This window comes from Centipeda periodontii DSM 2778 (assembly GCF_000213975.1).
GTDB classification, from domain to species: domain Bacteria; phylum Bacillota; class Negativicutes; order Selenomonadales; family Selenomonadaceae; genus Centipeda; species Centipeda periodontii.
The window spans coordinates 1,351,215-1,377,267 of record NZ_GL892076.1; the positions used below are offsets into that span (position 1 = coordinate 1,351,215).

26 protein-coding genes and 3 tRNA genes are annotated in these 26,053 nt (G+C 55.1%); all 29 read left to right on the forward strand.

Translation table 11 applies throughout. The features are described 5' to 3' along the window. The first annotated feature begins 47 nt into the window (after positions 1-47). Entirely contained in the window at positions 48-1,379 is a 1,332-nt protein-coding gene (locus HMPREF9081_RS05970) for a replication-associated recombination protein A (RefSeq protein ID WP_040395511.1), read from the forward strand. Positions 1,380-1,481: 102 nt separating this feature from the next. Continuing rightward, on the forward strand, positions 1,482-2,276 hold the full coding sequence (speD, locus tag HMPREF9081_RS05975) for an adenosylmethionine decarboxylase (RefSeq protein ID WP_040394658.1): 795 nt from the start codon (positions 1,482-1,484) through the stop codon (positions 2,274-2,276). A gap of 50 nt (positions 2,277-2,326) precedes the next feature. Further along, positions 2,327-2,893, forward strand: coding sequence for a helix-hairpin-helix domain-containing protein (locus tag HMPREF9081_RS05980; protein WP_006306174.1), 567 nt, complete (start codon positions 2,327-2,329; stop codon positions 2,891-2,893). Then, positions 2,890-5,325 (forward strand): DNA internalization-related competence protein ComEC/Rec2, encoded by a 2,436-nt coding sequence (locus tag HMPREF9081_RS05985; RefSeq protein ID WP_006306175.1) that lies wholly within the window; start codon positions 2,890-2,892, stop codon positions 5,323-5,325. The genes HMPREF9081_RS05980 and HMPREF9081_RS05985 overlap by 4 nt, the downstream gene beginning before the upstream one ends. 61 nt (positions 5,326-5,386) lie before the next feature. Next, positions 5,387-6,103: an HAD family hydrolase gene (locus HMPREF9081_RS05990; RefSeq protein ID WP_006306176.1), complete on the forward strand. Its 717-nt coding sequence runs from the start codon at positions 5,387-5,389 to the stop codon at positions 6,101-6,103. A 44-nt stretch (positions 6,104-6,147) separates the two neighbouring features. Further along, positions 6,148-6,224, forward strand: a tRNA-Pro gene (locus HMPREF9081_RS05995). A gap of 106 nt (positions 6,225-6,330) precedes the next feature. Continuing rightward, positions 6,331-7,614, forward strand: a complete 1,284-nt coding sequence (locus HMPREF9081_RS06000; RefSeq protein ID WP_006306177.1) for a M18 family aminopeptidase — start codon at positions 6,331-6,333, stop codon at positions 7,612-7,614. A gap of 61 nt (positions 7,615-7,675) precedes the next feature. Continuing rightward, a complete protein-coding gene (dtd, locus tag HMPREF9081_RS06005) occupies positions 7,676-8,119 on the forward strand; it encodes a D-aminoacyl-tRNA deacylase (protein ID WP_006306178.1) in 444 nt (147 codons plus the stop codon). 1 nt (position 8,120) lies between these two features. Then, entirely contained in the window at positions 8,121-9,353 is a 1,233-nt protein-coding gene (locus tag HMPREF9081_RS06010; RefSeq protein ID WP_006306179.1) for an aminopeptidase, read from the forward strand. Between the two features lie 24 nt (positions 9,354-9,377). Beyond that, positions 9,378-10,019, forward strand: coding sequence for a hypothetical protein (locus HMPREF9081_RS06015; protein WP_006306180.1), 642 nt, complete (start codon positions 9,378-9,380; stop codon positions 10,017-10,019). Then, positions 10,016-10,942: a YitT family protein gene (locus HMPREF9081_RS06020; protein WP_006306181.1), complete on the forward strand. Its 927-nt coding sequence runs from the start codon at positions 10,016-10,018 to the stop codon at positions 10,940-10,942. The genes HMPREF9081_RS06015 and HMPREF9081_RS06020 overlap by 4 nt, the downstream gene beginning before the upstream one ends. Positions 10,943-10,948: 6 nt before the next feature. After that, entirely contained in the window at positions 10,949-11,653 is a 705-nt protein-coding gene (locus HMPREF9081_RS06025; RefSeq protein WP_006306182.1) for an MBL fold metallo-hydrolase, read from the forward strand. A gap of 47 nt (positions 11,654-11,700) precedes the next feature. Continuing rightward, the gene (locus tag HMPREF9081_RS06030) at positions 11,701-12,318 is read left to right on the forward strand and encodes a peptidylprolyl isomerase (protein WP_040394663.1); all 618 of its coding nucleotides are present in this window, start codon (positions 11,701-11,703) and stop codon (positions 12,316-12,318) included. After that, positions 12,315-12,614 (forward strand): GIY-YIG nuclease family protein, encoded by a 300-nt coding sequence (locus tag HMPREF9081_RS06035; protein WP_006306184.1) that lies wholly within the window; start codon positions 12,315-12,317, stop codon positions 12,612-12,614. Before HMPREF9081_RS06030 ends, HMPREF9081_RS06035 begins: the two co-directional genes overlap by 4 nt. 13 nt (positions 12,615-12,627) lie before the next feature. After that, positions 12,628-13,098, forward strand: coding sequence for a transcription elongation factor GreA (gene greA, locus HMPREF9081_RS06040; protein ID WP_006306185.1), 471 nt, complete (start codon positions 12,628-12,630; stop codon positions 13,096-13,098). A 9-nt stretch (positions 13,099-13,107) separates the two neighbouring features. Beyond that, the gene (lysS, locus tag HMPREF9081_RS06045) at positions 13,108-14,634 is read left to right on the forward strand and encodes a lysine--tRNA ligase (RefSeq protein ID WP_006306186.1); all 1,527 of its coding nucleotides are present in this window, start codon (positions 13,108-13,110) and stop codon (positions 14,632-14,634) included. 51 nt (positions 14,635-14,685) lie between these two features. Next, a tRNA-Tyr gene (locus tag HMPREF9081_RS06050) sits at positions 14,686-14,771 on the forward strand. Between the two features lie 2 nt (positions 14,772-14,773). Continuing rightward, positions 14,774-14,850 (forward strand) — tRNA-Met (locus tag HMPREF9081_RS06055). A gap of 260 nt (positions 14,851-15,110) precedes the next feature. Continuing rightward, positions 15,111-16,061, forward strand: a complete 951-nt coding sequence (locus HMPREF9081_RS06060) for a malate dehydrogenase (protein ID WP_040394667.1) — start codon at positions 15,111-15,113, stop codon at positions 16,059-16,061. A 343-nt stretch (positions 16,062-16,404) separates the two neighbouring features. Beyond that, a complete protein-coding gene (locus tag HMPREF9081_RS06065; protein ID WP_006306188.1) occupies positions 16,405-16,851 on the forward strand; it encodes an Hsp20 family protein in 447 nt (148 codons plus the stop codon). Positions 16,852-16,889: 38 nt separating this feature from the next. Then, positions 16,890-17,678: a CheR family methyltransferase gene (locus HMPREF9081_RS06070; protein WP_006306189.1), complete on the forward strand. Its 789-nt coding sequence runs from the start codon at positions 16,890-16,892 to the stop codon at positions 17,676-17,678. Next, positions 17,675-18,592: a phenylacetate--CoA ligase family protein gene (locus tag HMPREF9081_RS06075; RefSeq protein ID WP_006306190.1), complete on the forward strand. Its 918-nt coding sequence runs from the start codon at positions 17,675-17,677 to the stop codon at positions 18,590-18,592. The genes HMPREF9081_RS06070 and HMPREF9081_RS06075 overlap by 4 nt, the downstream gene beginning before the upstream one ends. A gap of 4 nt (positions 18,593-18,596) precedes the next feature. Further along, a complete protein-coding gene (pyrF, locus tag HMPREF9081_RS06080) occupies positions 18,597-19,310 on the forward strand; it encodes an orotidine-5'-phosphate decarboxylase (protein WP_006306191.1) in 714 nt (237 codons plus the stop codon). After that, positions 19,310-19,885: an orotate phosphoribosyltransferase gene (pyrE, locus tag HMPREF9081_RS06085; protein WP_040395512.1), complete on the forward strand. Its 576-nt coding sequence runs from the start codon at positions 19,310-19,312 to the stop codon at positions 19,883-19,885. The genes pyrF and pyrE overlap by 1 nt, the downstream gene beginning before the upstream one ends. A 6-nt stretch (positions 19,886-19,891) precedes the next feature. Next, positions 19,892-20,599, forward strand: coding sequence for a hypothetical protein (locus HMPREF9081_RS06090; RefSeq protein WP_006306193.1), 708 nt, complete (start codon positions 19,892-19,894; stop codon positions 20,597-20,599). A gap of 3 nt (positions 20,600-20,602) precedes the next feature. Then, positions 20,603-21,835 carry a methionine gamma-lyase family protein gene (locus tag HMPREF9081_RS06095; protein WP_006306194.1) on the forward strand — a complete coding sequence of 411 codons (1,233 nt, stop codon included), beginning with the start codon at positions 20,603-20,605 and terminating at the stop codon, positions 21,833-21,835. Positions 21,836-22,119: 284 nt separating this feature from the next. After that, positions 22,120-23,238: an ABC transporter ATP-binding protein gene (locus HMPREF9081_RS06100; RefSeq protein WP_006306195.1), complete on the forward strand. Its 1,119-nt coding sequence runs from the start codon at positions 22,120-22,122 to the stop codon at positions 23,236-23,238. Further along, the gene (locus HMPREF9081_RS06105; RefSeq protein WP_006306196.1) at positions 23,231-24,883 is read left to right on the forward strand and encodes an ABC transporter permease; all 1,653 of its coding nucleotides are present in this window, start codon (positions 23,231-23,233) and stop codon (positions 24,881-24,883) included. The genes HMPREF9081_RS06100 and HMPREF9081_RS06105 overlap by 8 nt, the downstream gene beginning before the upstream one ends. Before the next feature lie 63 nt (positions 24,884-24,946). After that, positions 24,947-25,975: an ABC transporter substrate-binding protein gene (locus HMPREF9081_RS06110; protein ID WP_006306197.1), complete on the forward strand. Its 1,029-nt coding sequence runs from the start codon at positions 24,947-24,949 to the stop codon at positions 25,973-25,975. Positions 25,976-26,053 lie beyond the last annotated feature (78 nt).

A 26,053-nucleotide genomic window follows, 5' to 3' on the forward strand; every position in this document is an offset into this window, starting at 1 on the left:
TAATCCATGGTGAGAGAATATGCGTATGGGGAGGAGGTACGATGCTGATGGACGAACAGGGCGGACTCTTTGAACGTGCTGCATATCAGCCGCTCGCGGAGCGTGTTCGTCCACGGTCGCTCGCGGAATTTGTCGGGCAGGAACATCTTCTCGGCAAGGGAAAGGTGCTGCGCCGCCTCATCGAAAGCGACCATATCACCTCCATGATCTTCTGGGGACCGCCCGGTGTCGGAAAGACGACGCTTGCCCAGATCATCGCAGCGCAGACGCAGGCAAAATTCATCAATTTCTCTGCGGTGACGAGCGGGATCAAGGACATCCGTACGGTCATGCAGGAGGCGGATCGCCGCCGCATGTACGGCGAACGCATCATTGTCTTTGTCGATGAAATCCATCGCTTCAACAAGGCACAGCAGGACGCCTTTCTGCCCTTCGTAGAGAAAGGGAGCATTGTGCTGATCGGAGCGACAACGGAGAATCCCTCGTTTGAGATCAACAGTGCACTCTTGTCACGCTGCCGCGTCTTTGTACTCCAGGGACTCAATACGGAGGACATCAAGCGTCTGCTTCAGCACGCCATCTCCTCCGAGCGGGGGCTCGGCAGTCAGCGCATCCATCTTTCCGAAGACGGACTGATGGCAGTCGCTGCCTTTGCAAACGGCGATGCGCGCAGCGCACTCTCCACGCTTGAGATGCTCGTTCTGAATGCGGATGAGCGCGATGGAGAAATCTATGTGACCGAGGAGAATCTGGCGCAGTGTATCTCGCGCAAATCCCTCCTCTATGACAAGAGCGGGGAGGAGCATTTCAATCTCATCTCTGCTCTGCACAAATCGATGCGCAACTCCGATCCGGATGCGGCGGTCTACTGGCTCGCGCGCATGCTCGAGGCAGGAGAGGATCCCCTCTATGTAGCACGGAGGGTAACGCGATTCGCGGCAGAGGATGTGGGGCTTGCCGATCCAAGGGCGCTCCAGATCGCTGTTGCAGCATATCAGGCATGTCACTACATCGGGTTCCCCGAGTGCAACGTCCACCTGACCGAGGCGGTCATCTATCTGTCGCTTGCGCCGAAGTCGAACACGATGGAAACAGCATATCTCGCCGCCGCGGCGGATGCACGTACGATGCTCGCAGAACCCGTGCCGTTGGTCATTCGCAATGCACCGACCAAGCTCATGAAGGATATGGATTACGGCAAGGGCTATCAGTATGCGCATGATACGGAGGAGCATATCACCAATATGCAGTGTCTGCCGGACGCGCTTGTCGGTCGATCCTATTATCATCCGACGGAGCAGGGGATGGAGGGACGCTTTCGGGAACGGCTTGACTGGATCAAAGACTGGAAGAAAAAACATCCGCCGAAAACAAATTAAATAAATAACTATAAATAACTATAAACGCGCGATAAATAACAAAAAATAAGGCGTTTAATGACGATCGAACTCGTCACTGTGAGAAAGGAAGGAACTCCGGCATTGGATGGGAAGCTGAAATTATATGGGTTTAACAACCTCACTAAGGCGTTGAGCTTTAATATCTATGATATTTGCTATGCGAAATCAGCACGTGAGCAGAAGGATTATATTAAATACATTGATGAACAATACAATTCCGATCGACTCACGAAGATTCTCTCGCAGGTAACGGATATGATCGGCGCGCGGATTCTCAACATTGCCAAGCAGGACTATGAGCCGCAGGGGGCAAGCGTCACTATGCTGATTGCAGAGGAGGCGGCGGTCGTCTCCGGCAGCAAAAAACCCGTGAACGCAAAGCCGCATGCACCGGAGACGATTCTCGCCCATCTCGATAAGAGCCATGTAACGGTGCACACCTATCCCGAGTTTCATCCCGATACGAGCATTGCCACGTTCCGCGTGGATATCGATGTGGCGACCTGTGGTGAGATCACGCCGCTGCAGACGCTCGACTATCTCATCAGCCAGTTCGACTCGGATATCATCACGATGGATTATCGCGTGCGTGGCTTTACGCGTGATCTACAGGGGCGCAAGCTGTTCATGGACAGCAAGATGACCTCCATTCAGGAGTTTATCAAGCAGGAAACTCTCGATGAGTACGATGCCGTAGATATTAACCTCTATCAGGCGAGCCTTTTTCACACGCGTATGCTGATCAAGGAGCCACAGCTGCAAAACTATCTCTTCAATACCGATGTCGATGAGATACCGCCAAAGACGCGTCTGCTCATCAGCACGAGTCTCAGACGCGAGATGATCGAGATTTTCAGCGGACGGAATGTGTATTAAGGAATGCATTCATCCGCTCATAGCGACCATTTTTTGAGGGAGCTGGTCATATGCCGATGTTCAAAAAATCCCTCCTTATTTTGCTCATTCTTGCCCTTGCCGTTCTCGGCGGAACCATGTATGGCTACTATACGGAGCAGCAGGCAATTGCACTCGATCAGGGAACGACCGAGAAGGCAGCTGCGCCGCGCTCCATCGTCGTCTATGTGACGGGCGAGGTGAAAAAGCCGGGGTTGGTCATGCTGACGGAAGGACAACGCGTCGCCGATGCGGTCAACGCCGTGGGCGGCGTGATCGAAACGGCGGATATCGACCGCATCAATATGGCGGCGTTTCTTGAGGACGGCATGCAGGTTCGTGTGCCCGAGCGCATCGGCGGTGATGTCGAACGTCCGAAAAATGCGTTGACCGGAAAAAACGCCGAGGGGCAGATCAACCTCAATACGGCGAGTGAGAAGGAACTTCAAGAACTCCCCGGCATCGGACCTGCGATGTCCGCGCGCATTATCGAATACCGTGAAACGAACGGAGCCTTCCAGAATATCGAAGACATCAAAAAAGTGCGCGGCATCGGCAATGCCAAATTTGAAAAACTGAAAGACAAGGTGACCATATGAAGATGGGGCAGTATCAGCTCTCGTTCCTCGGCGGTCTCCTCGCGGCGTTCGGACTTGGAATTCTCTGCGGTGCATGGTTGCATATGTCCTTTACAGCATATTTTCCATATCTGATTGCACCCTTGCTCACCGCTGCACTTGCCTCCGGCATCCTTGTTCTGAAACAGAGTGAACGGACATGGATCGCCTTTGTGGGGCTTTTTTTCATGTTGGGGCTCTTTCGTTTTTCAGCCGCATACGAGCTCCCTGCCCATGATATTTCACAGATGACGGGGCAAGATACGCGTATCCACGGAGTTCTGACCGATGCGCCCAGAGTGACAACGGATGCAGACGGGATTCAACACATACGCTATACGGCTACCATTCGCGGGATTGAACAGGGGCGTGAGGAACAGGCGGGGAGCGGCAAAATCTATATCTACACGAGGCGAGACTCTGCAGAGGAGGAGCCTGTCGGGCAGATTGGGGATCGCATCACGGCAGAGGGAAAAATTCGCCGCCCTACATACTATCAAAATCCGGGGCAGATCAACACGCGATATCTCCTGCGCTGTGAGGGCATCACAGCAAGACTCTCCGCGCGCGAAAACAGCATAGAGATTGAATCCAATGAAGAGCCGACCTATGCGCAGGCTTTTCTCCGGTGGGCGGCACAGGTGCGCGCCCACTATTTCGAGCGCATGGCAGAGGTTATGCCGCGCGCTGATGCTGCCGCAATCTTCGCCATGCTCTTTGGCGGATATGAAGGGATACGTCCGGAACTGCTTGAGGCATTTACGACTACGGGAATCGTACACATTCTCTCCGTATCCGGTTCCCATATCAGCCTGCTTGCAGCCGTCATTGCATGGATGGCGCTCTTCTTTCGTCTGCCGCGCTGGATTTCGGCGGCTGCGGTGATCCTTGCGATTATCGTCTACGTGATTCTCGCGGGTCTTGTCCCGCCCGCTGTGCGCTCCGGCATTATGGGCGCAGTTGCTTTTCTGGGGCTGATTCTCGGGCGGGAGCGCGACGCACAATATCTGCTCATACTGACGGGGCTTTTGATGCTTCTCGTTTCGCCGCTTCTCTTCTTTCATATCAGCTTTCAACTCTCGTTTCTGGCGACGGCAGGGCTGCTCTTTCTCGCGCCTGTCCTGCGCACGTGGATGGAACGTCTGCCGCGCGTCGTTGCGGCGAGTCTTTCCATCACGATGGGGGCACAGCTGGCAACTCTGCCCATCCTCGCATGGCATTTTAATCAAATATCACTGTCATCGCTTCTCTCCAATCTCATTGTCGTTCCTGTGGTCGACCTCATCATCATTTTGGGGCTTGCCGGAGGGATTGCAGCATTTCTTGTTCCCGTCCTCGGTCAGATTGTATTTGCCTTTGACAGCCTGCTCCTCGGAATTACGTTCGAGATGACGCGGGCGATCGCAGCCCTGCCTCTTTCCAGTATTTGGCTCCCGTCAATGGGGCTGCCTGCGGGGCTTTGCTACTATGCAATCCTCTCCATCGTATTTATTCCGCAGGAATATCGTGCAAAAGCAATGGAATTCATTTATTTTTTTCGGAATTACATCATAATTGTTTTTGTTTTTCTCCTTATTTTTCTTTTCTCATGGCAGACAATGCGTCCGCGTGAGATGGCAGTGCATTTTATTGATGTCGGACAAGGAGATGCGGCTCTCATTGTGACGCCGCACGGTCATGCCATGCTCTTTGATACGGGCGGAACGCGCGACGGCGCTTTTGACATCGGCGCGCGTGTCGATGTTCCATACCTCCTGCACTACGGCATTCGCGAGGTGGACTATATCTTCCTCTCACACGCGCACGAGGATCATACGGCAGGAGCAGGGGCTATTCTCTCACGCATGCCGGTGAGGCATGTCTATACCGCCGATGAGGGAACGGCGGCATATGCACGGAGTATGCGCCTCGGTGACGCCAACCCACTGCTGATGAAGCTGAGCAGAGCGGTGGAGGGGGAGTCCTTCACGTTAGACGGAGTGACGGTCGATGTTCTCTATGCACCCGCCTATGACAGTGTGGAGCATACGACGGGGAACGAGGTTTCGAATGTCTATCGCGTCCGCTATGGGAATGCAAGCTTTCTCTTTACCGGCGATCTCGTAAAGGAACACGAGGAGCAAATGATCGCACACGGAACGGACCTTCATGTGGCGGTGCTCAAGGTGCCGCACCACGGCTCAGATACGTCGAGCTGTGAGGATTTCGTTCGGGCAGTGAATCCGCTCTATGCCGTCTACTGTGTCGGAGCGGACAATTCCTTTGGACACCCGCGCCCCGCTGTTCTGGAACGATATGAGCATATGGGGGCACGAACGCTCCGCACGGACAGGGACGGCGCCATCGTCTTTCGCACAGATGGGGAGCATCTATCGGTCAGTACCTTTGCAGCGGAGAATTTTTTGGGGGAGTAATTGCGGAGGACATATCTTTCCCTTATAATAGGAGTAGCAAGGTATATGAAATGGGGAGCTTATGGATATTCGCGGCGTAGTATTTGATGTCGATGACACTCTCTATGATATGGCACAGCCATTCGTCGGCGCCTATCATAAATTCTATGGAGCACAGCATAATAACCTGCCGATGCAGGAGCTCTTTCTCGCCTTCCGTCACTACAGCGATGAGCGGTTTGAAGACTCGCAGACGGGGAAGATGTCGATGAACGATCTCTACATCTATCGTGTGCGCATGACGTTGCGCGATTGCGGCATCGAGGTGACAGATGAGCAAGCGTTGGAGTTCCAACGAATCTATATGGAGCTCCAGTATCAGATTCATCTTTCTCCCGCTATGCAGGCACTTTTGAATGAACTGCGAAAATGCGTTTCCATTGGAGTCATTACGAATGGGGAATCCCGCCATCAGCGCAACAAGCTCCATTCTCTCCACGTTGATCCGTGGATACCGGAGAAGCAAATCATCGTCTCAGGAGATTATCCGTTCCGCAAGCCCGATGTACGCATCTTTCGCGAGATGGAGCGTCGTCTGAATCTCGCGCCGGAGCATCTGCTCTATGTCGGAGATGCCTTTGATCTCGATATTGTCGGTGCAGAGGCGGCGGGCTGGCAGTCGATCTGGTTCAACCATCGTCATCGGAGAGCGCCGGAGACGGCAGCGATTCATCCGAGCGTCGAGGTGCATTCGGAGGAGGAACTGCGTGCGGCCCTTATAGAATGCATTGGAAAATAACACTTGCTTTTTATGTGGAAAGTTGATAGAATACATATCGTTGTCGGGATGTGGCTCAGCTTGGTAGAGCGCATCGTTCGGGACGATGAGGCCGCAGGTTCGAATCCTGTCATCCCGACCATTTACTCGACCTGTAAAGACCAGCCGATGGGCGGGTCTTTTTCTGTTTACGGGAACGCATGGGAAATATCTGAGCCGAGCTTCCCACACATGAATGCGAGGTAAGTATGACATCTGAGGAAAGACGCTGTGCCGAGGAGCTGATCGGCTTTATTGATCGCGCGGCATCGCCCTATCATGTGGTGGAGAGGAGCAACGAAATCCTCTGTCCTGTCCCCATGGATGGAAAAGAGCGGATTGAGGCAGGGAAGATGTATTCGTTTTCGCTCTATAACACCGGGACGATTCTCATTGCGATTGGAGAAAATGCAGCAAAAGGTCCCCTGCGTATTGCCTGCGCGCATACGGATTTCCCGTGTCTGCGTGTCAAGCCGAATCCCGTGCTCAAGGAACATGGATATGGGAAGCTGAATATTGAGGTGTACGGCGGGCTCATCCGCAATACATGGATGGATCGTCCGCTGTCGCTTGCGGGGGCAGTTGCCATGCGCGATGAGGATCCTTTCACGCCAAACCTGAGGCTTGTGGATTTTCGCCGCCCGCTCATGATTGTACCGAATCTCGCCATTCACATGAACCGCAAGGTGAACGAGGGGGTGGAGCTGAAGCCGCAGAAGGATCTGCTGCCGCTCTTCTTTCAGAGCGAGGGCGGCGATGAGGATGACGAGCGCAGACTGCGCACAATGCTCTCCGAGGAACTCGGCGTTTCGGCAGAGGACATCCTCTCCTATGATCTGAATGCCTATCCCTGTGAGCGCGGCTGTCTCTTGGGCTATGACGATGTGTTCCTCTCGGCGCCGCGCCTCGATAACCTCTCCTCGGTCAAGGCGTGCGTTGACGCCCTTCATGACTGGAACGGGGACGGCATACGCGTCGCAGCGCTCTTTGACAACGAAGAGGTTGGGAGCCGCACAAAGCAGGGGGCGGGCTCGACGGCACTTGCCATGGTGCTTGAGCGCATCTGTCACGGGCTGGGGATTGCACGCGACGAATATCTCGGAAAGATCATGGATGGTTTCTGCCTTTCGGTGGATGTTGCCCATGCCCTGCACCCGAATGCGCCCGAAAAGGCAGACCCGTCGAATCAACCCGTGCTTGGCAGCGGTACCGTACTCAAGGTCGCCGCGAATCAGTCCTACGCCGGAGATCCGGAGGCGTTTGCCGTTGTTGCGGGGCTCTGTGAGAACGCAGATATTCCCTATCAGGTCTTTACGAATCACTCGGACGCGGCGGGCGGTGCGACGCTCGGCTCGATTCTCTCCACACAGCTCCCCATGCGGACAATGGACATCGGTGCACCTATCCTCGGAATGCACTCCGCACGCGAGACGATGGGGGCGCGTGATCAGTTCGCGCTCACACGCCTCCTTACGTCTTTTTTCTCCTCTTGAGAAAGACATCGACCGAGAAGCATGTTATAATAGCGCATATTGGATAGAAAGAGGGGATTCCTTGCGTGCCGTAGTCACACGAGTCAAAGAAGCATCCGTAGAGATCGACGGCGAGATGCACGGTCAAATTAAGGTCGGCTATCTTATCCTGCTGGGCATTGCGCCCGAGGATACGGCAGAGGATGCTGCACGTCTTGCGGAGAAAATCGTCCACCTGCGCGTCTTCTCCGATGAGGCGGGCAAGATGAACCGCGCCCTTGCCGAGGTCGATGGCGAAGTGCTTGTCATCTCGCAGTTCACTCTGTTTGCCGACCTCAAAAAACGGCGGCCGGGATTCTCCAAGGCAGCAAAGCCGGAGCATGCGATTCCGCTGTACGAGGAATTCATGGCGCGGCTCGAGGCGCACGATGTGCACGTCGAACGAGGGGAGTTCGGTGCGGACATGCAGGTGCTTTCTGTCAATGACGGTCCCGTAACTCTGATCTTTGATACGACCGAGGTATGAAATGAATACGGATTTACTCAAAAAATATGCCGCCCTTGTGATTCGCGTCGGCGTCAACCTGCAGAAGGATCAGCCCCTCGTCATCCATGCCCCCATCACCTGCGCGGACTTCGTGCACGCACTTACATCGGAAGGCTATGATGCGGGGGCGTATGATGTCGCCGTCAACTGGAATGACGAGGAGTTTGCCCATATTCGCTTTCAAAAGGCGGCAAGCGAACGCTTCAAAGAGTTTCCTGCATGGCGAAAGCTCTTCTATGACGATCACGCCGCGCGGGGCGCAGCGTTTATCTCGATCGCGGCGTCGGATCCCGATCTCTATTCGGACATCGACCCGAAGCGGCTCACGGAGGCGAATCAGGCAGCCGGAAAAGCGCTCATGGATTATCGCGCGCGTCTGATGAGCAACAAGAATACGTGGTGTGTCGTTTCTGTACCGACAGCTGCATGGGCGCATAAGGTGTTTCCAAACTGTTCGGAAGCAGAAGCAGTGGAGCAGCTTTGGGCACAGATTCTGAGTGCTGTGCGGGTTTCCGCAGAGGGGGATCCGATTGCGGCATGGCAGACGCACATCGCGCGCCTGCAAAAGACTACGGCATTTCTCAATGCGCATGCGTTTTCGGAACTGCACTATCAAAACGGATTGGGCACAGATCTTCGCATCGAACTGCCAAAGGGACATATCTGGATGGGCGGTGCGGAGAAGTCGGCGGCGGGCACGGTATTTGCCGCAAATCTCCCGACAGAGGAGGTATATACCCTGCCGAAGCGGGACGGCGTGAACGGTACGGTCGTCGCTTCGAAGCCGTTGCACTACAATGGCAACCTGATCAGCGGTTTCACGCTCCGTTTTCATGAGGGGAAAGTTGTGGAGTACAAGGCACAGCAGGGGGAGGAGCATCTGAAGGAACTGCTCCATACGGATGAGGGCGCCTCCTTCCTCGGAGAAGCGGCGCTCGTGCCGCACGACTCGCCGATCTCGAAGAGCGGCATCCTCTTCTACAATACACTCTTCGATGAAAACGCCTCCTGTCATCTCGCACTCGGGAAAGCATATCCGACATGCATAGAGAACGGTGAAGATATGACAGAGGATGAACTACGTCAGCACGGCGTCAATCATTCTCTTGTTCATGAGGATTTTATGATCGGTACAGCAGACCTTACGGTCATTGGGCAAAAGCCGTCTGGTGAGTCGGTTGTCATTATGGAGAACGGAAACTTTACCTTTTAATGTTAATGAAACGGGGCGGAGAATATGCAGAGATATTTTCTTTACGGCACATTGATGCTCCTGTGCCTTCTTCCCTTTCTGTTCGCAGCAAATGGAGAGGCGGCAGGCAAGATCACACCCGAGGACTTTTCCTATCAGAACATTGCGCTTGGGGATTCCGAGAAAGATCTTCGCGCGAAATGGGGGGAGCCCGATGTTCAGAACGAGCAGGTGATCTGGGGGATCCATCTGAGGACGTTTACCTATGGAGATATTGTCGTATCGACCTCGGTCACGAGCGGAAAAGTCGTGGATATCAACCTGATTGGAGAGAAGTATCGCCTGCGCAAGGACGTGCACTACGGCTCTACGGGTAGCTATCTCACGAAGGTGTACGGAAAAACCGAGCGTCAATTTCTCGACGGCAATACCTGCTATGTGTTCTCCCATCCAGAGCACCCGCATGAGCACCTTATTCTGAATCTGGAAACGGAACACGGAGCATTGCAGTCCGCACGCATTACCATGCTTCCGCTCACGGATGAGGAAGCCGATGAGATGGCGCTTTCCGATGATGAAACCTTTGTCGAACTTGATCTGAAAAGCGGCTTTATTGCGTCCAAGGAGATTGATGTGTCTGATCTTCCGAAAAATGACAAGGTGCAGCTGGGAGGCTATGTTAAATGACGCATGATCTGCATATGCGCGTGCTCGGACACCGCGTCATGCGCTATGCCGGAATCACGCTCGGCTGCCTCATTGCAAGCTGTGCGATCAACCTTTTCCTCGTTCCGGCGCATCTCCTCACAGGTGGTGCAACTGGCATTGCAATGATCGTCTATTATATCTTCGGGCTGCCCATCGGTCTGCAGACATTCATCTATAATATCCCGCTGCTCTTTATGGCATGGCGTCTGATGGGGAAGGCATATACCGTCGACATCATCATCGGTACGGCGATCTTCTCCTTCTTCCTCGATTTGACGCGGCCGCTGAATGCCTACGCACCCGTGAGCGATATGATGCTCACGACGGTATACGGCGGCGTGTTCGCGGGGCTCGGCTATGGGCTTGTCTTCCGCATGAACGGGAGTACGGGCGGTTTTGATATTCTCGCTGCCATCGTTCGGAAATACTACGACCTGCATATGGGCGGCGTGCTCTTCTCAATGAACTGCCTTATCATGCTCATCGCGGCATTTCTGTTCGGCATGGCGCCGGCGATGTTCACGCTCATCTATATGTTCATCAATGCGACGGTGGTGGATAAGGTCGTTGCAGGCTTCAACCACCGCAAGGCAGTTCTCATCATCTCGGATAAATACAAGGAGATTGCCGAGAGCATCATCGATCAAATGCATCGTGGTGTTACATTTTTGCATGGACAAGGGGCATACACGCGCCGTGAACGAAATGTTGTCTTTGTTGCCGTTGGAACGACACAGGTCGGTAAACTGAAATTCATTGTGCACAACGTCGATCCCCATGCCTTTGTGATCATCATGTCCGCCAATGAGGTCATGGGGCGCGGATTCGGGCGTATCAACCAGAACGATGCCTCGGCGTCGGACGACAATTACGATGAAGATGAAGATAAGGAAAGGAGATGAACCAATATGGAGGTAACTTATTTACTGAACAGTGGATTTCTCGTCCGTGTGGATGACGTTCTGCTTGTCTTTGACGCATTCGATGACCCTGCAGGCGTGCTCCCGCAGACAGTAAGCAGGGAAGATTATACGCATCTCTATTTTTTTGCTTCTCATGCGCACTTTGACCACTTCAATCCGATGATCGCACGCTATGCCGAAAAGACGCAGCGCTATCTTCTGAGTGAGGATATACGGTCGAATCCGGGAGCCGCACGCATGCCGGCGGAGCAGGTGAGCTGGATCGGACTCTATGACGCGTGGCAGGATGACTGCATCGCGGTCAAATCCTTTGCCTCGACGGATGAGGGGACATCCTTTCTCGTAGAGATAAGCGGGAAGCAGATCTTCCATGCCGGTGATTTTAATTGGTGGGATTGGACGGGGGATACCGCAGAGAATCGGAAGCTCGCAGAAAATGCGTTTCGTAAGCAGATGAAGCGTCTTGCGGGACGCTCCTTCGACCTTGCGTTCTTTCCCGTGGACGGACGTCTCGGTCCCTCGATGGAGCGCGGTGCCAAGGTGTTCTGCGCGGAAACGAATCCCAAGGCGCTCGTTTCCATGCACTCTGTCGGTTATCCTGCATGGCAGCCGTCTGCGGGATTCTTCGAGGCAGGTCGTGAGATTCCCGTATGGTCGCCGACTCGTGCGGGTGAACGGCATAGTTTTTGAAATATAAGTTGAAATATAAGTTGAAATATAGGAGGGCTTTCGGTAGAATGAGGAAGAAATTTTATCTTCTGGCACTCGGGATTACAGTTGCTGTCATTGCCGTATTATTTATGGCGCACAGCGGAAGTGCCGGGATGTCATTCAACATGCTTTTGGATCAGGATCAAAACAAAGGAGAGAGCAGATCTGTGGCAAACCGCATTGCAGTATTTACGACAAACAAGGGAACCTTCGAGGTGGAACTTTTCGAGGATAAGGCCCCTGTCACGACAAAGAACTTCATTGATCTCGTGGAAAAGGGCTTCTATGACGGGCTGATCTTCCATCGTGTCATCGACGGCTTCATGATTCAGGGCGGCGATCCGAAAGGCAATGGGACAGGAGGTCCCGGCTACACGATTCCGGATGAGTTCGATCCCTCATTAAAGCACGATGATGAGGGCATCCTGTCGATGGCGAATGCGGGACCCAATACGGGCGGCAGCCAGTTCTTCATCACGCTTGCAGCGACCCCGTGGCTGGACAACCATCATGCGGTCTTTGGCAAGGTCATCGAGGGCATGGACGTGGTGCGCGATATCGGTCATACAAAGACAGGTTACGGTGATCGCCCCGTACACGATGTTGTGATTGAGAAAATTACCATCAAAGACGCAGCGGAATGAACTACGCATACCTTTTGTTGTGTGCGGACGGAAGTCTTTATGCCGGATGGACGAACGATCTGAGGCGGCGTCTCCGTGTACACAATGAGGGAAACGGGGCCAAATACACGCGTGGGCGCAGACCTGTTCGACTTGCCTATGTGGAAGGTTTTGCAACAAAAGAGGAAGCACAGAAAAGGGAATGCCAGTTCAAGAAGATGTGCCGTCAGAAACGGCTTTCGTTGATCCGGGCAGGACAGGAAGATGCAGAAACAGCTGCGCTGGTCGGAGCGGTCAACGCGGCAGAATTAGAATAAAGGGGATTATTTCATGACAGAGAAGAAGGTCATGCTGACCGAGGACGGCTATAATAAGCTCGTCGAAAAGCTCAACCATCTCAAAAGTGTTCGCCGCATCGAGGTTGCCGAACGCCTCAAGGCAGCCATCGCACTCGGTGACCTCTCCGAGAACTCCGAGTATGATGACGCGAAGAATGAGCAGGCATTTCTCGAGGGCGAGATTCAGGAGCTCGAGACGAAGATTCGCAACTCCGACATCATCAAGGCAGGGGACGGCAAGACCGTCACCATGGGCAGCCGTGTAACGGTGAAGGATATGGAATTCGACGAGGAGGAGACATTCCTCATCGTCGGCTCCACAGAGGCTGATCCGGATGAGGGAAAGATTTCGAACGAGTCCCCCCTCGGCATGGCGCTGCTTGGACAGAAGATCAACCATGTGGTCAATGTCAATGCACCGGCAGGCTTGATTCAGTACAAGATCATGGATATTAAGAAGTAAGGAGCAGGGATGGCTGAAGAAAGAGAAACTACAGCGAATGCGCCGGAGCAGGATCTCAATGAGATGATGCGCGTCCGCCGCGAAAAGATGGATGCTTTCCGTTCCATGGGCGTTGCACCATTCGGACATCGGTTCGAGGTGACGGACTATGCGGCACCTCTGAAGGAGAAGTACGATTATCTTGCCGAGGATGAAGAAGGGGAAGAAGTACGTATTGCCGGACGACTGATGGCAATACGTGGGCATGGCAAAGCTTCCTTCTCTACACTCAATGATCGCACGGGGAACATACAAATATACTTTAAGCAGGATGTTCTCGGCGAGCAGAAGTACAAGGAAGAGTTCAAGCGCCTTGACATCGGTGATATCATCGGGATTCGCGGCGTTGTCTTCAAGACGCGGCGCGGAGAGATCACCGTGCGCGTGGAGGACTTCGATCTGCTTTCGAAGTCGCTGCGTCCGCTGCCCGAGAAGTTCCACGGACTCAAGGATGTAGACATGCGCTATCGTCAGCGCTATCTCGATCTCATGGTAAATCTCGAGGTGCGCGAGACCTTCCGCAAGCGGACGAAGATCATTCAGTCCATCCGCCGCTATTTGGACGAGCGTGACTTCCTCGAGGTGGAGACTCCTGTGCTCTCGACACTCGCGGGTGGTGCTGCAGCGCGTCCGTTCATCACCCATCACAACGCACTCGATATCGATCTCTATCTTCGTATTGCGACGGAGCTCAGCCTCAAGCGACTTATCGTCGGAGGCCTCGATCGCGTCTATGAGATGGGACGCATCTTCCGCAACGAGGGCATGGACGTGCGCCACAATCCGGAGTTTACCTCCATCGAGATCTATCAGGCGTTTGCCGACCATCGCGATCTCATGGCGATCACGGAAGGGATCGTGCGTCAGGCCGCCGAGGATGTACTCGGCACGACGAAGATCACATATCAGGGCGTTGATATCGACTTGAACAATGTCCGCACAATCAGCATGAATGACGCCGTGCGCGAGGCGACGGGGAAGGACTTCCTCTCCTGTCAGAGTGTCGATGAGGCGCGTGCAATGGCGCGTGAGATCGGCGTTCCGTTTGAGGAGCGCCACGGCATCGGCGGCATCCTCAACGCTGCATTCGAAGCAAAGGTCGAAGACTCGCTCATGCAGCCCACCTTTATCACGGGGCATCCGACCGAGATCTCGCCGCTTGCAAAGCGCAACGCGGACGATCCGCGCATCACGGATCGCTTTGAGTTCTTCGTCTACGGGCGCGAGCTTGCGAACGGCTTTACGGAGCTGAACGATCCCATCGATCAGGAGCAGCGTTTCCTCGATCAGCTTGAGCAGCGTGAAGCGGGGGACGCCGAAGCGCATATCATGGATCGCGACTTCATCACGGCACTCGAGTACGGACTCCCGCCGACGGGCGGCCTCGGCATCGGTGTCGACCGCCTCGTCATGCTGCTGACCGACAGCCCGTCGATTCGTGACGTGCTGCTTTTCCCGACAATGAAGCCGTTGGCGGAGCAGCAGGAAAGATTTTGAGAATCACCTTGACAAGTGGGTGCGTTATCGCATATACTTGTCGAGGTTCATGGGTAGGTGGCCGAGTGGTTAAAGGCAACAGACTGTAAATCTGTCATCTTCGGATTACGATGGTTCGAATCCATCCCTGCCCACCACCGGCGGCATAGCTCAGTTGGCTAGAGCATGCGGTTCATACCCGCAGTGTCCGGAGTTCAAATCTCTGTGCCGCCACCATATTGTAATCGAACTCAGTCGATGGAAATAATCGGCTGAGTTTTTTATATGTGCGCGATAGTTGGGGGCAAATCCATGCCAGATAAACAGGATATATTTTTCCACGAAGGTTTTAACAATTCTCCAAAATCTAATTGATTTTTCTGAATGAGAATGTTATAATGATTCCATAGTTAAGAACTATTGGTATACCCTGTTCCGAATCATGTCACTTATTGCTAGGGATGGGTGACACGAGAGTTTTTAAGGAGGAAGTACTTATGAAGGTAACTGTTGTTGGTGCAGGTAACGTAGGCGCTACCGTAGCAAATGTCGTCGCGCTCAAGAAGTTTGCGCAGGAAGTCGTCCTCATCGATATCAAAGAGGGCGTTTCCGAGGGCAAGGCGATGGACATGATGCAGTGCTCGCACGCTCTGAACTTTGACACTACAGTCAAGGGCGTCACGAACGACTATGCTGCTACGGCGGACTCCGACGTTGTCGTCGTCACCTCCGGTCTGCCGCGCAAGCCCGGCATGACGCGTGAGGAACTGGTCGGCGTCAACGCTAAGATCGTCAAGAGCGTGGTGGAGCAGGCGCTCAAGTATTCCCCGAACGCGATCTTCATCATCATCTCCAACCCGATGGATGCAATGACCTATCTCGCCCTGAAGTCCACGGGACTGCCGCGCAATCGCGTCATCGGCATGGGCGGTATGCTCGACAGCAGCCGTTTCCGTTATTATCTCTCCGAGGCGCTCAATGCTGCAGGACATCCCGCAACCCCGTCCGATGTCGACGGCATGGTTATCGGCGGACACAATGACAAGACGATGGTTCCTCTCGTCAGCATTGCAACGCTCCGCGGCATCCCTGTCACGCAGCTTCTCTCGAAGGAAGTGCTCGCCGATGTCGTTCAGAAGACGAAGGTCGGCGGTGCAACGCTGACGGGACTTCTCGGCACGTCCGCGTGGTATGCACCGGGTGCATCCGCGGCAACGCTCGTTGAAGCGATTGCCCTCGATGCAAAGAAGGTTATTCCGTGCTGTGTTTACCTTGAGGGTGAGTATGGCGAGAAGGAACTTTGCGTCGGCGTTCCCATCGTGCTCGGCAAGGGCGGCTTCGAGAAGGTTGTCGATGTGAAGCTCGAGGGCGAGGAGAAGGCGAAGTTCGAAGAGAGCGTAGAGGCAGCACGCGCGGTCAATGCACAGCTCGGCGATGCGCTGAAGTAATTTCCTTCCTTAGCAATCGAAAAGGTGTTGTTGTACGAAGTTTTTCGTTTCGTACAACAGCACCTTTTTATTTGACGCAAATAGCAGAAAAATTCTCGCACCGAAGGACATCCGCTTCTCGTATGACCCGCGCTTCACGGGCTGGCAGGGCAAGCGTCAGGGTTACACCGGCTGTGCACATGTGAGATGGGTATTCTCATGAATTGAATCTATGTTAAGGGGCTGCTGTACGAAGTGAAAGCTTTGTACAGCAGTTCCTTCTTCTTGTGTGTATTGAAAAGAATGCCCTTTATTGCTATAATAAAAACGTAGATAATAACTGTGAGCGTTGGAGGTGGTCGCTATGTTTCGTCCATTGCCGTTCAATCTGAGAGAAAATGCCGAGAAGGGGCAGGAGATGCTCGGGAAAGCGCTTGAAACCGTAATGGAGCATTCGTTTAACCCATTCGACAAGGTGGGGGGGATGCTCTTCCCGTTCCGCGTCGATGTGATCGACTGTGAAAACTGCTATGAGCTGTTTGCGGAGCTGCCCGGATTCACGAAGGATGCCATTGAGGTTTCGTACAACGAGGACGGGCGCCTCAAAATCAAGGCAGAGCGTATCGTGCCGGAGGAGTCCGAAACAAAGTATCTCTGCCATGAGCGCAAGGCGGGTGTATTCGAGCGCTCCTTCCTCATTGACGATGTGGATGAGGCAGAGGTGTCCGTGTCCTATGAGGCGGGGATTTTGCATGTGATCCTGCCGAAACTCGCGGTAAAGAAATCCTGTCGGGTCTTTACGATCCAGTGAGACATCGCCGTAGGGAAATGTGTTTGGGAGGATAATATATGGCAGAAGACCGCGATTGGGAGCAGTTTAAGAAGAAGCTGAAGGCAAAGACGGAGATTGATCTCGACCTCTATAAGGAGCCGCAGATGAAGCGGCGGATCAACAATCTGATTACGCGTGCGGGGTATAAGGGCTACGTCGAGTATTTCGATCATGTCTGTGAGAACAAGGACGATTTTGCGGCGTTCATTGAGTATCTGACAATCAATGTATCGGAGTTCTTCCGCACGCCGGAGAAGTTCAGCAAGCTTGAGACAGCTGTCATCCCCGATCTCCTGAAGCGTTCCTCAAAGCTCAATATATGGAGTGCAGGCTGCTCCATCGGGGCAGAGCCGTATTCGCTTGCGATCATCATGAAGGAGATGACGCCGGGGACGCGCCACCGCATCCTTGCATCCGATCTCGATGTCGAGATTCTGGCAAAGGCGAAGCGCGGCGTCTACACGGCGGATGAGATCAAGTGCATGGCGCCTGAGCGCCGCCGCAGGTACTTTGACGAGGAGAACGATCATTTTGCCGTGAAGTCCGAGATTAAGAACATGATCGAGTTCAAGCGGCACAATCTCCTGCAGGATAAGTTCGAAACGGGATTTGACCTGATTCTCTGCCGCAACGTTGTCATCTACTTCACGGACGAGGCAAAGGATCAGCTTTATCGCCATTTCTTTGAGGCGCTCAAACCCGGCGGCATTCTCTTTGTCGGCGCGACGGAGTCGATTCTGAACTTCCGCAAAATGGGCTATACGAGCTTCCAGCCGTTCTTCTATCAGAGGCCGCTTGAGTCATGACGGGGACAGTACTCACGGAGGAAGCACGTCTCTCGCTGCTCCTGCGCCAGATCAAATGGGCGGAAGAAAAGTCGGCGTTCTGCCGTGCGGCGTTTGAACGTGCGGGAATCCATGCCGCTGATATTTCGTCATTTGCGGAGATGGCGCATCTGCCATATTGGGAGAGTGCAGCGAAAGAGGGGGCGGATGCCCCTTTTTTCATGCTCACACTGCCGCTTTCGGGCATCCTGCGCATGAGTATCCTGCGCGATGACGCGGAGTGCGGAAGGATCCACTGCTATACGCAGGGGGATATCGCGCGGCAGGTTCAGACAGTTGTGTCGATGCTTTCTGCATGTGGGGTGAACCGTGCGAGCGTGGTGCTCCTTGCGGGGACTTTTACGGACAGCCGTATGCTCGATCTGCAATATGCGCTCGATACCATCGGTGCAGCAGTCCTGCCGTGCAGGGACTCCGACACGGCGGCACAGATCGTGCGTGCGGCAGTCCCGGACATCGTGATCGCATGGGAGCACGCGCTGCCCATGCTTGCAGAAACGTTGCGTGATCTGTGTGTGAATCGCCTGATTACCGTCGGAAATCACATTGCACCGCAGACATCTTCACGCGTCGTGGCAGAACGTATGAGCGCGCGTTTTGCGCATATCTTTACACTTGCCGAAATGGGGGCGCTCATCGGGTGCAGTTGTTCTGCGGATGATGGGGTTCATCTCGAGGAGCGGCTGTTCTTTGCCGAGGTTGTGGATGGGACGGGGAAAGTTTCACGCGAGGACGGTGCACGCGGCGAACTTGTGCTCTCGACGATCACGGCAGAGGCCGCGCCTGTCCTGCGCTACCCGACGGGACTTTCGGTGCGCCTTGTACGGGAACAATGCGGCTGCGGAGATGCGCGGTTGCGCATCATAGAGGAGTGAGATTGTGGCAGATGATCGGTTGATTGCGGCGCTCGATGTGCCGACGCGTACGTCGGCAGAGCAGCTTGTCGCGCGTCTTGGTGACAGCGTCAGTTACTACAAGGTGGGCATGGAGCTCTTCTATGCGCTTGGCGGAGGTATCGTCACATGGCTGAAGGAGCGGGAGAAAAAGGTGTTTCTCGATCTCAAGCTCCACGATATTCCGAATACGGTCGGAAATGGATTGTGTTCACTGCTACGTCTGCGCCCCGACATCCTGAATGTCCATACGGCGGGCGGCCTGCGCATGATGAAGACGGCAAGCGAGGCACTGCACAGCGCGGCAGAGGCGGAGGGCATTCCCTGTCCGAAGCTGATCGGTGTGACGGTGCTCACGAGCATGGACGCGGACGACTGGGCGGGACTCGGACATACGGGCACGATTGCGGATGCCGTCCTGCGGCGTGCAAGGCTCGCGCAGGAGGCGGGGCTCGACGGCGTGGTGGCGTCGCCTGCGGAGACGGCGGAGATTCGCCGTGTGTGCGGCGAGGATTTCCTCATCGTGACGCCGGGCATCCGTCCTGCGGGTGTCAGCAATGACGATCAGCGACGCGTGATGACACCGGCGGGGGCGATCCGTGCGGGAGCATCACAGCTTGTCGTGGGGCGTGCGATCTATGCGGCAGCCGATCCGCGTACAGCGGCAGAGGACGTTTTGAAGGAGATGGAGAGCGTATGATGACGCAGGAGGAAGTGCGTGCACTGCTCGTTCAGACGGGTGCGATTATGGACGGTCATTTTTTGCTGACATCGGGGCTGCACAGCCCACATTATGTAGAGAAGTTCAATGTGCTCCAGCATCCGAAATACACGCAGCAGCTCTGTGAGGCAATGGCGGAGAAGTTCAAAGACGCGGAGATCGAAACGGTGGTCGGTCCCGTGACGGGCGGCATCCTACTCGCGCATGAGACGGGCAAGGCACTCGGGACGCGCGCGATTTTCACCGAGCGTGTGGATGGAAAAATGACATTCCGGCGCGGCTTCTCGCTGCATGAGGGGGAGCGCGTACTCATCGTCGAGGACATTGTGACAACGGGCGGATCGATCAAGGAAGTGATCGATGTCGTCAAGGCGGCGGGTGCTGTCCCCGTGGCGGTCTCCATGCTTGTTGACCGCAGCGGAGGCAAGGCGACATTCGGTGACGTGCCCTGTGCGGCGCTTCTCACAATGAATGTGGAAACCTATACGCCGGAGACATGTCCGCTCTGTGCGAAGGGGATTCCGATGACGAAGCGCGGGCGCACGGGTAAGTAAACGGCGATGGCTGAGGATTTTACAGAGAAAATTGACGAGGCGCTTGCCCAGTGGACGGTGCTTGACGAACTTCCCGCCGAAATTGAGGGCTTTGTCCTCTCAAAGGGGCGGCACGTGAACGAGGCGCAGTATGATTTCTTTCGCTACGATCATGCGGCAGAGCACCGTGCCGTCATCGGTTTCTACGATGCACCGACGACATCGTACAAACTGCGTGTTGAAATCGGTGTGGTGAGCTTTGCCCTGCCGTCCTTTATCTATGGGGACATAGCAACGTTTGGCAAGGAGCTGACACGCAACCTGCCGCGCGTGATGACAGAGCTGCACGTGGATGCGCTGGCAACACAGGAACTCCTGCCGGTGCGCGAGAGTCTTGAAGCATGGGCGTACGGGCAGGAACTGGCGGAGGCATTGGAGGGGTTTGAACTCTTTGTTCGTCCAGCCGCACCTGCGGAGCTGACAAACGGCTCCTTTCTCATCATTGACTATGTGGACTTTGCGCGGGGCAATGACGTTGGCATTTACTACAACTGTTATCGCAATGAATTTTTTGGTGAGTATCATGTGAACCATATGCCGTATGTGAGCTATTCGTTTGATGCGGCGGATCTTGAGGAGCTGGAACAGCGACTGAAACTGCATCTCGTGCGCTATCTGCGCACGGCGCGCGAGCAGTCGGAGTTGGAAAAGAATGTCGAACAGGAAAGGGCGTAAGATTTGCAGAGCGATGAGTTAGGCGTGTTGCGCGCGTCTGTAATTGAGCGTGCGCGCGGGATGTTTGCGTGTATGGACGAAGCCGCTGAGATCAACACGAAGAAGGTCTTGGACGCGATGCGGGAATGCCGCGTCTCGGATGCGCACTTCGGTGTAAGCGCCGGCTATGCATACAGCGATCTCGGACGTGAGAAGCTGGATGAGCTCTATGCGCGTGTCTTTGGTGCGGAGCGTGCACTCGTGCGGACGCAGTTCGTTTCGGGGACGCATGCGCTTGCAACGGTGCTGTTCGGCATCCTACGTCCCGGCGATCGGCTTGTCTCGATTATGGGAGCGCCCTACGATACGATGCAGACGGTCATCGGCTGGGCGCACGAGAGCGTCGGCTCACTCAAGGAGTTCGGCGTGCTCTACGATGAGCTGCCCATGCAGGACGGGCGCGTTGATCTGGCGGGCATCGACCGCATCGTGACGGCACGGACAAAGGTGGCGCTCGTTCAGCGCTCGCGCGGATACAGTGAGCGTGAGCCTCTCAGTATCGAGGACATCCGTGCGGTCAGCGCGCGCATCAAGGCGGCGAATCCAAGCTGTGTTGTATTTGTGGACAACTGCTACGGCGAGTTTGTGGATATCGTCGAGCCAACGGAAATCCCCACAGTCGATATTATGGCGGGCTCGCTCATCAAGAACCCGGGCGGCGGACTTGCACCGACGGGCGGCTACATCGCGGGACGCAGCGACCTCGTGGAGATGGCGTCCTATCGCCTGACGGCGCCGGGGATGGGGGATGAGCTCGGCGCGAGCCTCATCTCGAACCGTCTGCTCTTTCAGGGGCTCTTCCTCGCGCCGCATGTGGTCGCACAGGCACTCAAGGGCGCGGTGTTCGCCGCAGGCATCTTCGAGGGGCTGGGATGTCATACATTCCCGCGCTTTACGGATGCGCGCAGCGATATCATACAGGCGATTGTGCTCGGGGATGCGGAGCGCATGAAGGCGTTCGCACGCGCGATACAGGCGATGTCGCCTGTGGATGCGTTCGCCGCGCCCGAGCCGTGGGATATGCCGGGCTATGCCGATCAGATTATCATGGCGGCGGGGACGTTCGTGCAGGGCGCATCGATCGAGCTGAGTGCAGATGGCCCCATGCGTGAACCGTACTGCATCTACCTGCAGGGCGGGCTGACCTTCGAGCACGCCGCACTCGGCGTGATGGCGGCGGCAGAAGCGATCCTGTGATATGGGGTGCCCCCATCGGCTCCCTGCGTTCGCCACTTACTGACCTGTCTGAGAAGCAAGCCCGAAGGGTGCAGAGAACAACGAAAGACTGAGACTGTTGTATGAACCTGAAATGTTTCGTACAACAGTCTTTTTATTTCCTCCACAGTTCAGTTTTTCGGATAATTTTATAGATTTGTGGATATTCTTTTGCTGTTTCTTTTCGTATACTATAAATAATCAGACGAATATAGTGCGAAAGGATTCGATGCTATCCGAAATAGATGGACTTTGGAGGGGATCATATGAGCGTAGCGATTCACATCGAGAATGCCGTGAAGAAGTACGGCGATCTCACGATCATTCCGGGGCTGACGGAGAATATCCGCAACGGTGAGTTCTTTACCCTGCTCGGACCGTCGGGCTGCGGCAAGACGACGCTCCTGCGCATGATCGCGGGATTCAACAGCATTGAGGGGGGCGACATCCTCTTCAACGAGCAGCGGATCAATGACATCCCCGCGCACAAGCGGAACATCGGCATGGTGTTCCAGAGCTACGCGATCTTCCCGCATCTGACGGTGCGGCAGAATGTGGAGTATGGATTGAAGCTGCGCAATGTGCCGAAGGCGGAGATGAAGGAGAAGGTTGACCGCATTCTCGATGTGGTGCAGATCACGGACTATCAGGATCGTCTGCCCGAACGCCTCTCGGGCGGTCAGCAGCAGCGCGTCGCACTCGCGCGTGCGATTGTCATTCATCCGAGTGTGCTGCTGATGGACGAACCTCTCTCGAACCTCGACGCGAAACTGCGCATCGAGATGCGCTCCGCGATCCGCGAGGTGCAGAAGAAGGTCGGCATCACAACGGTCTATGTTACCCACGATCAGGAGGAGGCGCTCTCGATCTCCGACCGCATCGCAGTCATGAACAAGGGCGAGATCCAGCAGACGGCGCAGCCGCAGACGATCTACGAACGTCCGTGGAATATCTTTGTTTCGACATTTATCGGACACTCGAACCTTTTCTACGGCTGCGTGAAAAAATCGGGCGGAGAGGCGGCTGTCGTCTTCCGAAACGGCTATGAAATGATGATGGCGAACCTTGGCGAGGAGGCGGAGGACGGCATGGAGGTCGTGATCTCCGTGCGTCCCGAGGAGCTTTCGATTCAGGACGACGGTCTGCCGTGCAAGGTGAAGACGAAGGTCTTCCTCGGCAAATACATCAACTACAGTCTCGACTTCGATGAGGAAATGATTCTGCCGCATCAGGCGTCGCTCGAGTTCTCACAGGATCTCGGTCATGCGACGCAGCATCTTGAGGTCGGGGACACAGTGCATCTACGCCCGAACGTATGGAAGGTGAATATCTTCACGGCAGATGGTTCGCGTAATATCCTGAAGGATGTGGTGCGCTATGAGTAAGAATCTGCGCTGGGATTTCTGGACGGGCGTCACGCTTCTCTCCATTGCGGTCTTCGGACTCTTTCTCATCTATCCGCTCTTTTCGCTCTTTGCCTCGGCATTTCAGGATGCCGTGACGGGGGAGTTCACACTCTCGCATTTCACGCATTTCTTTGAGCGGAAATACTACTACCAGTCGATGATCAACAGCTTCAGCGTGACGGCATGCGTGACCGTGCTCGCAATCGTGATCGGCACGGCGCTCGCATACTTCATGACGCTCTATCGTGTGCGTGGGAAGAGCGCACTTGAGATCTGCATTATCATCTCGCTCCTCTCGCCGCCGTTTATCGGCGCGTACTCGTGGATCCTCATCGGCGGACGCAGCGGCATCCTGACGCAGTGGCTTCAAAATACGTTTCAGTATGAGTTCCCGTCAATTTACGGGTTCACGGGCATCCTGCTCGTCCTGACGCTCAAGCTCTATCCATTCATCTACCTCTATGCGGCAGGCGCGATGAAGAACATCGACGCGGCGCTGATCGAGGCGGCGGAAAGCCTCGGGTGCAGCGGTGTCCGCAAGGTGGTGACGGTCATTGTGCCGCTCATCACGCCGACGATTCTCGCGGGCGCGCTTATGGTCTTTATGAACGCGATGGCGGACTTCGGCACGCCGATGCTGATCGGCGAAGGCTTCAACGTCATGCCGGTCATGATCTACTCGGAGTTCATCAATGAGGTCGGTGATCAGGCGAACTTTGCGGCGGCGATGGCAGCGATCATGGTCGTCATCACCTCGACGATCTTCCTGCTGCAAAAATACGTTGTGAGCCGCAAATCCTTTACGATGAGCTCGCTGCGTCCCATCGAGATGAAGGAGATGAAGGGCGCGGGGAACACACTCATGCACGTCCTGATCTACCTGCTCGTTGCACTCTCGATGATTCCGCAGCTCGTCGTTATCTACACATCGTTTCTTGAAACACGCGGCGCGGTCTTTACGGGCGGCTATTCACTCGATAGCTATACGACGATATTCAGCAGCCTCGGTACGGCGATTTCGAACACCTACCTTTACAGTACGGCTGCGATCCTCGCCATCGTCTTCCTTGGCATGACGGTTGCATATCTCACGACACGGCGCAAGAGCGTGCTCACGGACATCATTGACACGCTCACGATGTTTCCGTATATTATTCCCGGTTCGGTGCTTGGCATCACGCTCCTGCTCGCGTTCAATGATGAGCCGATCCTCCTTTCGGGAACGGCGCTCATCATCATTATCTCGCTTGTCATTCGGCGTCTGCCCTACACGCTGCGCTCGAGCTCGGCGATCCTCTACCAGATCAGTCCGAGCATCGAGGAGGCGTCGATCAGTCTTGGCGCATCACCCCTCAAGACCTTCTTTAAGGTGACGGCGATCATGATGCTGCCCGGTGTCATGAGTGGGGCGATCCTCTCGTGGATCACGGCGATCAACGAACTCAGTTCCTCGGTCATCCTCTTCACGGGGGCAACGAAGACGATGTCGGTTGCGATCTACACCGAGGTCATCCGCGCGAGCTACGGCACTGCGGCGGCACTCTCGACCATCCTCACGCTCACGACGATCGTCGCGATGGTGATCTTCTTCCGCGTGTCGGGGAGCAAGGATGTCACATTGTAGACGAGGTGTTCTCAGGCAAATGCCTTTTGCATAGATGTCTTTTTGTTCAAAGGAGGTCTTTTCATGAAACTCAAGAAAATGTTTGCCGTCCTTGCCGCATCGCTGATGCTGGGCGGCGCCCTCAGCGGCTGCGGCGGGGGAGAAAAACAGGCGGCAGCGGACGACAATTCGCTCGTCATCTACTGCCCGCACCCGTTGGCGTTCATCAATCCCCTCGTCGAGGAGTTTGAGAAGCAGAGTGGCGTGAAGGTCGAAGTCATCGCGGCGGGCACGGGCGAACTCTTAAAGCGCGTTGAGTCCGAGAAGGCAAACCCGCTCGGCGATATCTTCTGGGGCGGCTCGCTGAACACAATGAAGCCGAAGGCGGATCTCTTCGAGAACTATACCTCGGTGAACGAGGATCACATTCAGGCAGCGTTCAAGAACACCGAGGGACCGATGACGCGCTTCACGGACATCCCGAGCGTCATCATGATCAATACGAATCTCCTCGGCGATGTGAAGGTCGAGGGCTATGAGGATCTCCTGAACCCTGCACTCAAGGGAAAGATCGCATTTGCCGATCCGTCGAAGTCCTCCTCGTCCTACGAGCACCTCATCAACATGCTCTATGCAATGGGCAACGGCGATCCCGACAAGGGGTGGGACTATGTGGAAAAGTTCTGCCGCAACCTCGACGGCAAGCTGCTCTCCGGCTCGTCTGCGGTCTACAAGGGCGTTGCGGATGGTGAGTATGCCGTGGGTCTTACGTTTGAAGAGGGCGGTGCGAAGTACGTCGCGGACGGCGCACCCGTGAAGCTCGTCTACATGAAGGAAGGCGTCATCTCAAAGCCCGACGGTATCTACATCATCAAGAATGCAAAGCACATGGCGAACGCGAAGAAGTTCATCGACTTCATCACGAGCAAGGAGGCGCAGAGCATCATTACGGCACAGCTCCACCGCCGCTCCGTGCGTGACGACGTGGATGCGCCGGTCGGACTCCTGCCGAAGGATCAGATCAAGATCATCGACGATGAGGAGCAGGTGGTCGAGAAGAACAAGAAGGCATGGCTCGACAAGTTCAAGGATATCTTTACGAGCGTACAGTAATACGCAATACAATGGGGCTGTTGCATGAACGCCCCTATCGGCTCGCTGCGCTCGCCACTTCCCCCGCTCTGGCGGGGG

Coding starts and splice junctions, on each gene's coding strand:
- HMPREF9081_RS05970 (WP_040395511.1), top strand. CDS start 48: ATGGACGAACAGGGCGGACTCTTTGAACGTGCTGCATATCAGCCGCTC.
- HMPREF9081_RS05980 (WP_006306174.1), top strand. CDS start 2,327: ATGCCGATGTTCAAAAAATCCCTCCTTATTTTGCTCATTCTTGCCCTT.
- HMPREF9081_RS05985 (WP_006306175.1), top strand. CDS start 2,890: ATGAAGATGGGGCAGTATCAGCTCTCGTTCCTCGGCGGTCTCCTCGCG.
- HMPREF9081_RS05990 (WP_006306176.1), top strand. CDS start 5,387: ATGGATATTCGCGGCGTAGTATTTGATGTCGATGACACTCTCTATGAT.
- HMPREF9081_RS06000 (WP_006306177.1), top strand. CDS start 6,331: ATGACATCTGAGGAAAGACGCTGTGCCGAGGAGCTGATCGGCTTTATT.
- HMPREF9081_RS06010 (WP_006306179.1), top strand. CDS start 8,121: ATGAATACGGATTTACTCAAAAAATATGCCGCCCTTGTGATTCGCGTC.
- HMPREF9081_RS06015 (WP_006306180.1), top strand. CDS start 9,378: ATGCAGAGATATTTTCTTTACGGCACATTGATGCTCCTGTGCCTTCTT.
- HMPREF9081_RS06020 (WP_006306181.1), top strand. CDS start 10,016: ATGACGCATGATCTGCATATGCGCGTGCTCGGACACCGCGTCATGCGC.
- HMPREF9081_RS06025 (WP_006306182.1), top strand. CDS start 10,949: ATGGAGGTAACTTATTTACTGAACAGTGGATTTCTCGTCCGTGTGGAT.
- HMPREF9081_RS06030 (WP_040394663.1), top strand. CDS start 11,701: ATGAGGAAGAAATTTTATCTTCTGGCACTCGGGATTACAGTTGCTGTC.
- HMPREF9081_RS06035 (WP_006306184.1), top strand. CDS start 12,315: ATGAACTACGCATACCTTTTGTTGTGTGCGGACGGAAGTCTTTATGCC.
- greA (WP_006306185.1), top strand. CDS start 12,628: ATGACAGAGAAGAAGGTCATGCTGACCGAGGACGGCTATAATAAGCTC.
- lysS (WP_006306186.1), top strand. CDS start 13,108: ATGGCTGAAGAAAGAGAAACTACAGCGAATGCGCCGGAGCAGGATCTC.
- HMPREF9081_RS06060 (WP_040394667.1), top strand. CDS start 15,111: ATGAAGGTAACTGTTGTTGGTGCAGGTAACGTAGGCGCTACCGTAGCA.
- HMPREF9081_RS06065 (WP_006306188.1), top strand. CDS start 16,405: ATGTTTCGTCCATTGCCGTTCAATCTGAGAGAAAATGCCGAGAAGGGG.
- HMPREF9081_RS06070 (WP_006306189.1), top strand. CDS start 16,890: ATGGCAGAAGACCGCGATTGGGAGCAGTTTAAGAAGAAGCTGAAGGCA.
- HMPREF9081_RS06075 (WP_006306190.1), top strand. CDS start 17,675: ATGACGGGGACAGTACTCACGGAGGAAGCACGTCTCTCGCTGCTCCTG.
- pyrE (WP_040395512.1), top strand. CDS start 19,310: ATGACGCAGGAGGAAGTGCGTGCACTGCTCGTTCAGACGGGTGCGATT.
- HMPREF9081_RS06090 (WP_006306193.1), top strand. CDS start 19,892: ATGGCTGAGGATTTTACAGAGAAAATTGACGAGGCGCTTGCCCAGTGG.
- HMPREF9081_RS06100 (WP_006306195.1), top strand. CDS start 22,120: ATGAGCGTAGCGATTCACATCGAGAATGCCGTGAAGAAGTACGGCGAT.
- HMPREF9081_RS06105 (WP_006306196.1), top strand. CDS start 23,231: ATGAGTAAGAATCTGCGCTGGGATTTCTGGACGGGCGTCACGCTTCTC.
- HMPREF9081_RS06110 (WP_006306197.1), top strand. CDS start 24,947: ATGAAACTCAAGAAAATGTTTGCCGTCCTTGCCGCATCGCTGATGCTG.